General features: G+C 34.8%; 11 protein-coding genes and 1 tRNA gene. 8 read left to right on the forward strand and 4 right to left on the reverse strand.

The window, feature by feature from the left end; translation table 11 throughout:
- Positions 1-25: 25 nt before the first annotated feature.
- Positions 26-1,927 (reverse strand): S9 family peptidase, encoded by a 1,902-nt coding sequence (locus H8R22_RS03835; RefSeq protein WP_187008851.1) that lies wholly within the window; start codon positions 1,925-1,927, stop codon positions 26-28.
- Positions 1,928-2,081: 154 nt separating this feature from the next.
- Here H8R22_RS03835 and H8R22_RS03840 point away from each other — a divergent pair, with 154 nt between their 5' ends.
- From H8R22_RS03840 to H8R22_RS03860, 5 genes are all read left to right on the forward strand, one after another.
- Positions 2,082-3,194, forward strand: a complete 1,113-nt coding sequence (locus H8R22_RS03840) for an NAD(P)/FAD-dependent oxidoreductase (RefSeq protein ID WP_187008850.1) — start codon at positions 2,082-2,084, stop codon at positions 3,192-3,194.
- Complete coding sequence (gene mtgA / locus H8R22_RS03845) at positions 3,194-3,937, forward strand: monofunctional biosynthetic peptidoglycan transglycosylase (RefSeq protein ID WP_187008849.1); 744 nt, start codon at positions 3,194-3,196, stop codon at positions 3,935-3,937. The genes H8R22_RS03840 and mtgA overlap by 1 nt, the downstream gene beginning before the upstream one ends.
- Complete coding sequence (locus tag H8R22_RS03850; RefSeq protein WP_187008848.1) at positions 3,938-4,873, forward strand: lipid A deacylase LpxR family protein; 936 nt, start codon at positions 3,938-3,940, stop codon at positions 4,871-4,873.
- A 25-nt stretch (positions 4,874-4,898) separates the two neighbouring features.
- Positions 4,899-5,738, forward strand: coding sequence for a helix-turn-helix domain-containing protein (locus tag H8R22_RS03855; RefSeq protein ID WP_187008847.1), 840 nt, complete (start codon positions 4,899-4,901; stop codon positions 5,736-5,738).
- 209 nt (positions 5,739-5,947) lie between these two features.
- A complete protein-coding gene (locus H8R22_RS03860) occupies positions 5,948-7,450 on the forward strand; it encodes an aldehyde dehydrogenase family protein (protein ID WP_187008846.1) in 1,503 nt (500 codons plus the stop codon).
- A gap of 183 nt (positions 7,451-7,633) precedes the next feature.
- Here the strand turns inward: H8R22_RS03860 and H8R22_RS03865 are convergent.
- A tRNA-Ala gene (locus H8R22_RS03865) sits at positions 7,634-7,707 on the reverse strand.
- Between the two features lie 100 nt (positions 7,708-7,807).
- Between H8R22_RS03865 and H8R22_RS03870 the strand changes: the two genes are divergently transcribed.
- From H8R22_RS03870 to H8R22_RS03880, 3 genes are all read left to right on the forward strand, one after another.
- Entirely contained in the window at positions 7,808-8,578 is a 771-nt protein-coding gene (locus H8R22_RS03870; protein WP_187008845.1) for an enoyl-CoA hydratase/isomerase family protein, read from the forward strand.
- A gap of 164 nt (positions 8,579-8,742) precedes the next feature.
- Positions 8,743-9,195: a 6-pyruvoyl trahydropterin synthase family protein gene (locus H8R22_RS03875; protein ID WP_187008844.1), complete on the forward strand. Its 453-nt coding sequence runs from the start codon at positions 8,743-8,745 to the stop codon at positions 9,193-9,195.
- Positions 9,196-9,215: 20 nt separating this feature from the next.
- A complete protein-coding gene (locus H8R22_RS03880; protein WP_187008843.1) occupies positions 9,216-9,968 on the forward strand; it encodes a UDP-2,3-diacylglucosamine diphosphatase in 753 nt (250 codons plus the stop codon).
- 159 nt (positions 9,969-10,127) lie between these two features.
- Here H8R22_RS03880 and H8R22_RS03885 read toward each other — a convergent pair whose 3' ends face one another.
- Entirely contained in the window at positions 10,128-11,135 is a 1,008-nt protein-coding gene (locus H8R22_RS03885) for a TlpA family protein disulfide reductase (RefSeq protein WP_187008842.1), read from the reverse strand.
- 103 nt (positions 11,136-11,238) lie between these two features.
- The gene (locus H8R22_RS03890; RefSeq protein ID WP_187008841.1) at positions 11,239-11,595 is read right to left on the reverse strand and encodes a hypothetical protein; all 357 of its coding nucleotides are present in this window, start codon (positions 11,593-11,595) and stop codon (positions 11,239-11,241) included.
- Between the last annotated feature and the right edge of the window lie 30 nt (positions 11,596-11,625).

Below are 11,625 nucleotides of genomic sequence, written 5' to 3' on the forward strand. Positions count from 1 at the left end.
TGATCGTATTGGGTGAATTTAGATTTTAAAGAGTTTCTTTAAGCCATTTAAAGAATTCTTTTTGCCAAACTTGAGCGTTTTGTGGTTTTAATACCCAATGGTTTTCTTCAGGAAAATAAATAAACCTACTTTTTATACCTAGTAATTGTGCTGCTTGAAAAGCTTCTTGACCTTGTCCTATTGGTACTCGGAAATCTTTCCCTCCTTGAAAAATAAGGATAGGAGTATTCCATTTATCTACTAAAGTCGCAGGGTTGAAAGTCGTGTACGTTTTTTGAGCAACGGCATTGTCTTTTTCCCAATAGGCACCACCAAAGTCCCAATTTGCAAAGAAAACCTCCTCAGTAGTTCCAAACATACTTTGCGTATTAAACACACCGTCATGAGCAATAAATGTCTTGAAACGATTGTTGTGAATACCTGCTAAATAAAATGCTGAATAACCACCATAACTAGCGCCAACACATCCTAAACGGTTTTTGTCAACATAGCTTTCTTTAGCGACATCATCAATCGCTGAAAGGTAATCATCCATTACTTGTCCGCCCCAATCTTTACTTATTTGTTCATTCCATTCCACTCCATTTCCGGGCATTCCACGTCTGTTAGGAGCAACAACTATATAGCCATTTGCAGCCATTAACTGAAAATTCCAACGGAAAGAATAAAACTGCGATAAAGCACTTTGTGGGCCACCTTGACAATACAATAGGGTTGGGTATTTTTTAGTAGCATCAAAGTTTGGAGGTAAAATAACCCAAACCAACATTTTTTTTCCATCAGTGGTCGTTACGTATCTCTTTTCTGTTTTGCTTAAAGCCAAAGAATTATAAACTTCAGTATTTACATTTGTTAGTTGTTTCCAGCTTTTTTTCTTTACATCATAAGAGAAAATTTCGCTAGCATGATTCATATCACCTCTTGTCACAATTACATTAGTTCCAGAGAAACCAACAATTTCATTGACATCAAAATCACCATTTGTAATTTGGCTTACATTAATGGCAATACGAGTCAAACCAGGAAAATTTACTTCAAATAATTGTTTGGTACCATCAATAGCCGCTACAAAGTAAACCTTTTTACCATCGGTACTCCATTTAAAACTCTCCACGGTTCCATCCCAATTGGCAGTAAGATTCATCTTAACACCTTTAAAATCAACAATAATATCATTTTTATCTGCTTCAAAACCATCGCGCTTCATTTGCAAATAAGTAAGGACGCCCGTTGGTGAGAACTGTGGTGCTACGTCGTACCCTAGGTTTTCTTCGGTTCTATTTACTGTTTTACCAGTTTCAAGATTGTATTCATAGATATTGGTATTGGTTGAAATTGCATATTGCGTTCCTGCTTTTTTCTTAGACACATAAAAAATACTTTTGCTATTAGGCGACCAAATATAATCCTCATCTCCTCCAAATGGTTTTTGCGGACTATCAAATGACTCCCCTTTTAAAATATCAATTCCAGTTGCGCCTTCTTTATTTTCTTTGTAAAAAACATGATTAAATTTTCCTTCATTCCAGGTATCCCAATGACGGTAATCTAAACCATCATAAATCTGAACATCTGATTTTTCAAGAGCAGGATAAAAATCCTTTCCGTGCACTTTATTAATTTTTACTTCTTCGTTATAGACAATATACTTTCCATCAGGCGAAATATTTTTGTCAGTAATTAAAGTTTTATAATTGGTGATTTCAACCGCTTGACCTCCATTTACGGGAATGGTATAGTATTTTGAAGTCGATTTGTTTTCTTCCACAGAGGGAGTACTAACGCTGTAAACAATGTTTTTAGCATCGGTGGACATCCCTAAAACGGACACGCGACCTAATTTCCACAAAGTTTCGGGTGTCATCACATTTTGACTAATTGCACTTAAACTCATCATTGTAAGGGTTGTAAGAAGTAGTTTTTTCATTTTAAATAAAATTATTTTCGAATTTTAAAAGTACAATTTTATTCAATTACGGGAATAGGTATTATGTTAACTCTTTCTCAATGTTCTACGCTTTTAATTGGGGTGGAGTCTCTTTTTATCATCTAAAAATATTATTTTTATAAAAATTTGAAAAATGCAACTGAGTTATTGGGAGGTGAAAAATTGGTTTTCGAATGTAGATTATACCGTAGTAGGCAGTGGAATAGTAGGCTTACATGCTGCATTGCGCTTGCGCGAAAGATTTCCTGAAAGCAAAATCATCATCATCGAAAAGGGGATGTTACCGCAAGGAGCGAGTACAAAGAATGCTGGTTTTGCTTGTTTTGGTAGTATATCTGAAATCATCGAAGATTTGAATTCGCATACCGAAGAAGAAGTAGTACAGTTAATTAAAAAACGCTGGCAAGGACTTCAATTATTAAGACGACGCTTAGGTGATACAGCCATTGATTTTAAGCCCTTTGGTGGTTATGAAGTTTTTTTGAATGAGCAAGATAGTACCTATGCCAATTGTTTGAGCAGGCTACCTTTTATTAACGACCTATTGCGTCCGCTTTTTAAAGGGGATGTTTTTGCAAAGCAAATTGACCGTTTTGGTTTTAAGGATACGAAAGAGAATTTAATTTATAATCCATTTGAAGGCCAAATTGACACTGGAAATATGATGCAAGCTTTACTAAAAAACGCTTATGCAGAAAATATTCTAATTGTAAATCAGCAAACGGTTTCTTCTATTTTAGAAAAAAATGGTTCAGTTGAAGTAGTTATGGGAGATTTTAGTTTTAGCTCCAAAAAAGTTTTATTCGCTACCAATGGTTTTGCTAATAAATTGACCAATGGAGCCGTTAAACCAGCGAGAGCACAAGTTTTAATTACAGAGCCAATTGTGAATCTGGATATTAAAGGTACCTTTCATTTAGATTGCGGATACTATTATTTTCGAAATATAGGAGATAGAATTTTATTAGGTGGTGGTAGAAATCTTGATTTTGAGGGAGAAACAACAACTGAATTGGCTCAAACAGAAATTATCCAAAATAAATTGGAACAACTGTTAAAAGAAGTAATTTTGCCGGAACAAGATTTTAAAATTGCGCACCGTTGGAGCGGAATCATGGGTGTTGGAAATAGTAAAAACCCCATTGTAAGTCAATTGTCAGAACATGTTTATTGTGGTGTGCGATTGGGCGGAATGGGAATAGCAATAGGAAGTGTAGTAGGAACAGAATTAGCAGATTTAATATAATGGCAACAAAAATAGCAGCAAAGAAATCCACGAGGAAACCAACCAATAAAAATTCTAGAAGTTTTAAATCTAAGGCTTTACTTTTTTTAGGTAAGTTGCTACTTTGGTTTTTTGGCTTATCACTATTTTTTGTTGTGCTTTTTAAATTTGTTCCAGTACCATTTACTCCATTAATGGCGATCCGTGCAATAGAAAACAAAACATCGGGTAAGGAAGCGATTCTTAGTCACGATTGGGTTCCGCTAGAAAAAATTTCAGTAAATCTCCAAAAGGCAGTGATCGCTAGTGAGGACGGACTTTTTTTAAAGCATAATGGTTTTGATTTTACTGCCATGCAAAAAGCATATAAAAACAACGAACGTGGTCGAAAGATAAAAGGAGGAAGTACCATCTCACAGCAAACTGCTAAAAATGTTTTTCTTTGGCAGGGGCGCAGTTACCTTCGTAAGGGATTAGAAGCTTATTTTACCGTTTTAATAGAATTAGTTTGGGGAAAAGAACGCATCATGGAAGTCTATTTAAATAGTATAGAGATGGGCGATGGTGTTTATGGAGCCCAAGCAGCTGCTGAATATTGGTACCGCAAGGATGCTGAAAACCTTACTCCTATCCAGGCTGCTGGTATAGCAGCGATACTACCTAATCCTAGAAAATTTAAGGCAACGAGTTCGTCATCTTACATCAATAAACGAAAATCTAAAATTGTTAGAGTGATGCGAACAGTGGGTAAAATTAACTATTAGATGTGCATTAAAAAATTGCACCTTATTTTTTTTCTATGCTGTACATTTCATCTGTGGGGACAAGATAGGCAATCTGAAATCGGACTGTTAACAGATAACGATTTGTACACGTCTTCAAGAAATGATATGTACTATACAAATGGATTAGAATTATTTTATCGATTCAAAACAAAAAACAGTAACCTAAATATTCATAAGGAAATTACCGAAATCACCCTGGGCCAATACATATATACACCACGTTATATAGATTCGCCAAGCAAGGAATTAGTAGACCGTCCCTATGCTGGATATTTATTTGGAGAATTTGGCAAAAGTCTTTTTTACAAAAGTGAATCAGTTTTAAAAGTAGCTTTTCAACTAGGATATGTAGGTCCTAATGCCTTAGGAGAAGAAGTACAGAGTAATCTACACGACCTAATTGGTTACAAAAGAGTACAAGGTTGGGAAAATCAAATTAAAAACGCACTTGCAATTCAAACTCAGCTTGCCTATTCTAAAAAGCTGTTTGCAAGTAGTAATAGTAGTTTAATTGATTTTCACTGGCGATCCGAAGCAAATTTAGGTACTGTTTTAGTAGGTGCAGCTACTGGTTTTGTAAGTAGGATAGCTATTAAAAAGTTAGTTCCTGTCAATAGTTCTAATCTATATGACGGAGCTATCGACAGCGGTGAAAACGAATTTTACTTTTATATAGCTCCAAGTGTTAATTATCAGTTGTATGACGCCACCATTCAAGGGAGTCTTTTTAACGACAATAGCCCTATTACTTTTAGTCTAGTTCCTTTTAGATTTAATGGCGAAGCGGGTTTCAAATACCGTAAAAACAACCTCAATCTATCCTACGTATTTAACTATAGAGGTAAAGAATTGTATAGTAAAACCATTTCTGGATACTTTTATGGTTCGATAGGCGTGTCGTATTTATTAAAGTAAATGTAGGAATGAATAAATATAAAAAATGGCAATAGAAAATATACCTGAAATTTATTTAAAAATTAAGAAAGGGCATCAAGATGTATTTATTTACGATTTTAAAATGACTAATGATGTTGTAAAAAGTAAGGTTAATTTGAGTATGAATATGTTTAGCTTTTTACAAGTTGGCAAAAAACAAGTTCACTTTGCGGATAACTCTGTTGCTGTTAATAGTAGGCAATCCTTATTGCTAAAAAAAGGAAATTGGTTATGGACAGAGTTACTCGATACAGAAGCGATTTATTTTTGTAAACTCTTTTTTTTTTCTGAAAAGAAACTAACTGATTTTCTTAGTAAATATACTAATGATGTAAAGCCAAATAGTGAAGGAGTGCCATATTTTGTAATTGAAAATGATGATTACATAGCCTCTTTTATAAATTCTTTAACTTCAATGCCAACGTCAGAGCATAGTTATAGTGATGCGTTATTGATTTTAAAATTTGAAGAAATCATGTTATATCTACTCAATAAATATGGTGATCAATTTGAACGTTATTTACACTCTTTGATTTCAAAAGAGACATCGCCTTTTAATAATGTAGTGGAAAGTAATATACATTCTAATTTAAAATTGGAAGAAATTGCCTTTTTGTGTAATATGAGTTTATCAACCTTTAAACGCCATTTTGTTTTGGAGTATGGTGTGGCTCCAGGTAAGTGGCTTCAAGATAAGCGCCTTCAAAAAGCTAAAGAATTACTATTAATTGGTGAGTTAAAAGCTTCAGATATTTATTTAGATATTGGTTATAACAACCTATCTAACTTTAGTATAGCTTTTAAAAACAAGTTTGGAATTAGTCCAACAGATGTCTCGAATTAAAAAAGAAAGTACTTTAACGTGTTGATTTAATGCCGACTAAGTATTTTTTGACGAGTCTTAATTAGTGAAATAATTTTATTGAACTTTTTTCATAAGTTTTTGAACTGTATCAATAACTTGATAAGTCAACTGCTGCCGTAAATTTGCAATGTATTTAAATTGAAGCAATTCAGAAGAATTACACATTTAAATTTATAAAACAAATAATTATGGCAAATGTAACTAAACCTGTATTCAAAGAAAGATATGGGAATTTTATTGGTGGTCAATTCGTAGCTCCTATCAAAGGACAGTACTTCGATAACGTTTCTCCGGTAGACGGAAAAGTGTTTACTCAAGCGGCTCGCTCTACCCAAGAGGATATCGATCTTGCTTTGGATGCAGCACACGAAGCTTTCCCCTCGTGGAGTACAACTTCAGTAACAGACAGAAGCAATATGTTGTTAAAAATTGCTCAAGTAATGGAAGATAACTTAGAGTACTTGGCAACGTTAGAAACTATTGACAACGGTAAACCAATCCGCGAATCTCGCGCTGCTGATATACCCTATTGTATTGATCACTTTCGTTATTTCGCAGGTGTTATCCGGGCAGATGAAGGAAGTGTTTCCGAGCATGACAAAAATACTTTAAGCATCGTTTTGCACGAGCCTATTGGAGTTGTTGGAGAAATCATTCCTTGGAACTTCCCAATGTTAATGCTAGCTTGGAAAATCGCTCCGGCTTTAGCAACAGGTTGTACCGCAGTTGTAAAGCCAGCTGAACAAACACCAACAAGTGTAATCATGTTGATGGAATTGATAGGTGATATTTTACCTGCAGGAGTATTAAACATCGTAACTGGTTTTGGTGCAGAAGCTGGGCAAGCTTTAGCTACTTCAAAACGTATCGCTAAACTTTCATTTACAGGTTCTACTGAAACTGGTCGTAAAGTGTACCACAATGCAGCAGAAAATATTATTCCTGTAACTATGGAATTAGGGGGAAAATCTCCAAATATTTTCTTCCCATCTGTAGCGGCTCAAGATGATAAATTCTTCAGTAAAGCTGTAGAGGGAGCATTAATGTTTGCGCTTAATCAAGGAGAAATTTGTACTACTCCATCTCGTATCCTAGTTCATGAAGATATTGCAGATCTTTTTATTGAAAGAATGCAACAACGCTTAAAACTGATTAAAAAAGGAAATCCACTTGATCCAGAAACAATGATTGGTTCTCAAGTTTCAAAAGCGCAATGCGAAAAAATACTTAATTATATCAATATTGGTAAAGAGGAAGGTGCGATCGTATTAGCAGGTGGAGAAGCGGGTAATTACGAAGGCGATTTAGCTGGAGGATACTATGTTCAACCAACGGTATTAAAAGGAACAAATAATATGCGTGTATTCCAAGAAGAAATTTTTGGGCCGGTTGTAGCCCTAACAACATTTAGTTCTACTGAAGAAGCCATTGCAATCGCAAATGATACTCCTTATGGTCTTGGCGCAGGTGTTTGGTCTCGTGATGCACACGAATTATTCCAAGTTCCACGAGCTATTCAAGCCGGTAGAGTTTGGGTAAACCAATATAATACTTATCCTGCTCACGCTCCTTTTGGCGGTGTTAAAGAATCTGGGTTTGGTCGTGAAAATCATAAAATGGCATTAGATCATTACCGTGTTGTAAAAAACATGTTAATCTCTTACGACAAAGAACCAGTTGGATTCTTTTAAGTAAAAAAACAGTACTAATTCACTAATAAAAAGGCTATCTCAATTCTTTGTGATAGCCTTTTCTGTGTTTAATTTTCTAAATTTTTTTAAACCTAAGCGCTATTATTTTAGTATCTTTTGGAAATATTTTATAAAAATAAAAACCGTAAATCTTTTTTCAAGATTCACGGTTTTTGCATTTTGTGGAGAATACCGGATTCGAACCGGTCACCTCTTGCCTGCCAGGCAAGCACTCTAGCCAAATGAGCTAATCCCCCTACGGCCGCAAATATAATATAATTAGTATTCCAAATAACAATTTTTAAAAAAAGAATCGGTTTCGTTTAATATTTTTAACTTTACCTAAAAACTATCATAATGACACAAATAGCAATGCAAGGAACATTGAGTACAACGATCATAAACAAGGTTGCGACCGTGCAATTTGGTCATCCTGCAAGTAATTCTTTTCCTCGTCAATTACTTAACGCCTTAACAAACGAATTAGATAAATTAAGCAATAATCATGAGGTTGCTATAATTGTTCTTAAAAGTGAAGGAACAGGAGCCTTTTGCGCTGGTGCTTCATTTGATGAACTTTTGGCTGTTTCAGATTTAGAAGAGGGAACCGAATTCTTCTCTGGTTTTGCTCACTTACTTAACGCCATGCGACGCTGCACCAAGTTAATCGTTGGCCGTATTCATGGTAAAGCTGTAGGAGGCGGAGTAGGGATCGCCTCTGCCTGCGACTATACTTTTGCAACAGCAGACGCAAGTATTAAACTGTCAGAACTAGCAATCGGAATTGGTCCTTTCGTAATTGAACCTGCCGTTAGTCGTAAAATTGGTAAAATGGCAATGAGCACCATGACTATAGAAGCTCACGAATGGAAAACAGCACAGTGGGCGTACGATAAGGGTCTCTATGCAAAAGTTTTTCTAAACTCTGAAGCGTTAGATAACGAGTTAGACCAATTCACTAAGCGTTTGGCGACCTATAATCCAGATTCTCTGTTAGAAATGAAAAAAATCATTTGGGAAGGTACAAACCATTGGGAAACACTTTTACTGGAAAGAGCGGCCATTACAGGTAAATTAGTATTGTCTGATTATGCCAAAAAAGCTTTACAACAGTTCAAAAAGAAATAGTATTTTTTCTTGAAGCTATTTCCCGTCATCCGCTGTATTCCTGCCAAAAAAAGGCAGGAGATGCCGCTGCTACCGGGGCTAAAAACGACACCAAATCCAAAGACACTATTTCTCCTTCATTTCTCGTCTCAATTCACTAAATTTGCAGCCAAAATTACTTTACAATGAGCAATATCAGAATCACAAAACAATTTAGTTTCGAAACCGGACATGCCCTTTATGGCTATGATGGTAAATGTAAAAATGTACATGGTCATAGCTATAAATTGTCAGTAACGGTTATTGGTAAGCCCATTACAGATCGTACTAATGTAAAGTTTGGGATGGTAATCGATTTTACTGATTTGAAAAAAATTGTAAAAGAAGAAATCGTAGATGAGTTTGATCACGCTACCGTATTTAATGAAACTACACCACACGTTGAGCTGGCACATGAATTGAAAAACCGCGGTCATCACGTTATTTTAGTAGATTATCAGCCTACAAGTGAAAACATGGTCATAGATTTTGCTCAAAAAATAAAAAGCAGACTGCCAGAAGGGATTTCATTATTTTCACTAAAATTACAAGAAACAGAATCTTCATTTGCAGAATGGTTTGCAAGTGATAATTTGTAATAAATACCACATCCTACTGCATGCAATTAGCCAATAATAAAAAAGTATATTTCGCCTCAGATCAGCATTTTGGAGCGCCTACACCTGAACTGAGTTTTCCTAGAGAACAAAAGTTTGTGGCTTGGCTCGATGAGGTGAAACAAGATGCCGAAGCAATTTTTTTATTGGGCGATTTATTTGATTTTTGGTTCGAATATAAAACAGTAGTTCCCAAAGGTTTTGTTCGTGTTTTGGGCAAGTTAGCCGAAATTCGCGACAGCGGAATTCCAATTTATTTCTTTGTTGGGAACCACGACTTGTGGATGGAGGATTACTTTCAAAAGGAATTGAATATCCCTGTATTTCGTGATAATAAAGAGTTCACCTTTGGAGAAAAAACCTTTCTTATAGGTCATGGCGACGGGAAAGGACCGGGAGACAAAGGATATAAGAGAATGAAAAAAGTGTTTACTAATCCTTTTTTTAAATGGCTTTTTAGGTGGTTGCATCCGGATATTGGTGTACGTTTGGCTCAATATTTATCAGTAAAAAATAAGCTGATATCAGGAGATGAGGATGTAACTTTCCTTGGAGAAGACAACGAGTGGTTGATTCTATATTCCAAACGAAAATTGGAAACAAAGCATTATAATTACCTCATTTTTGGTCACCGCCATTTACCAATGAAAGTAAGTGTTGGCGAAAATGCTGAATATGTGAATCTTGGCGACTGGATTTCTTACTTTACTTATGGTGTCTTTGACGGCGAAAACTTTGAAATAAAAAAGTATTAGAAAGTAAATATTGATTTATCTTTTTGTTCTTGTTGTAAATAGCACAGTTTGACCTCGGGAAAAACGATATCAAATACTTCTAAATTCACTCTTTTTATCAGTTTGAAAGCAGTATTTAATTACTAATTTTATTGGCGTATTTCAAGTTTATATAGAGTACTACTTATTAAGTAATCCATCTAATTTCCCTATTAACAATGGATCTGAGGGTCTTAATGTGTTTGAATCGATAATTACTCCTTTTGGGTCAATCAATATAAATCTTGGTATAGTGTCCACGTTAAAGTAGGTACTGAAAGCAGTAGCAACCCGATTATCCTCAAGTAATTGTACTCCTGACATTGACTTAGTTACAATCATCTTTTTCCATTTTTCAATATCGCTATATTGATCTGAAGAAATACTTAGAAAAGCAATATTTTCACCGTGGTATAGTTCTTCAATTTTTTGCAAATAAGGGATCTCTCGTATACAAGGTGCACACCAAGTTGCCCATATATCGATATACACGTACTTTCCTTTGAAATCCTCTAACGTAGACTGTCCTCCTTTATAGTTTATAAACGAAAAGTTAGGTGAAACGGTATTATTCAGTTTATTCTGAGCTACTTTAAACTTGTGTCGGGTTTCAATTCTTAGATATTGATCTTCAATTTGTTTCTTTATTTCAGTATAAAATTCTGGATTTAATTTTTTACCTTCAATCAGTGATAAACTAAACTTTCTAGCCTTATCAAATTCGGTTTTGAAATTTTTATCATCTGTGAGGACAGCGTCGTCAGGAAAACTATTGGGTACCTCTTGAAAAAGATTATTTTCGTCTGCTCCTTTGCCGCTAAACTGCATAGGTCCGCCCCATTTATTGGTGTCTAAAGAGATTTTTAGATCAAATCCATTTGCCAAATAAAAAGTGTTATAAATCGAAGAGTTTCTAGTGTAAGATAAAAGATGCATCGTTGGTTTAACAGTTACAGTATCTTTAAAAACACCATTTTTATCCTTTTTGAGGATTTTAAGAAGGACAATTTTATTTTCGATGCTCCAAATAAAGAGGGAATCTGTTTGTTGATTTGCAACATCAAATTCAACTGTAGCATATTTTTTATCCTGACTACTTATATTTACAGTGATGAGAAGTGCAACAAGCATAAACAAAACTTTATTCATAGGTAGCTAGTGTTATAATTTGTCATAAATATACTATTTTTAGACAAAATAAACTATGGAGCAAAGTTATTTAACAGGTACTACTGTCAAAAAAATACTAGAACTAGTTCATGCCTTCACCATTCAAATAATCTATCAGCTGAATGTTAAATAGTGTGCCTTCAACTAAATCCTTTACGGCTGTTAATTCATTCATACAAACTGCTAGATCAATTTGATCACAAGGTGTGCGTAGTAAAAACTTGTGACAGCTATTTTTTAGCTCACAACTTTCACAATTTCGATTCGCACGGTAACTATCTTCGATGCAGCCTTTAAACTGTTGTAGCTCTAGCCGGCTAAAGTAAAAACCGGTTTCTCTAAAAATCAATTGTACTTTATCGGTAACAATATCATGTTCCTTTTTCCAAAAGAAAGAGGTGCCTGAATCGTTCTGATAAATCTGCTTTATGGTCTTCATTTGCTAAATTGTTTTTAACAAATATAAGTA

The sequence above is a fragment of the Flavobacterium kayseriense genome, assembly GCF_014305095.1.
Lineage (GTDB): Bacteria > Bacteroidota > Bacteroidia > Flavobacteriales > Flavobacteriaceae > Flavobacterium > Flavobacterium kayseriense.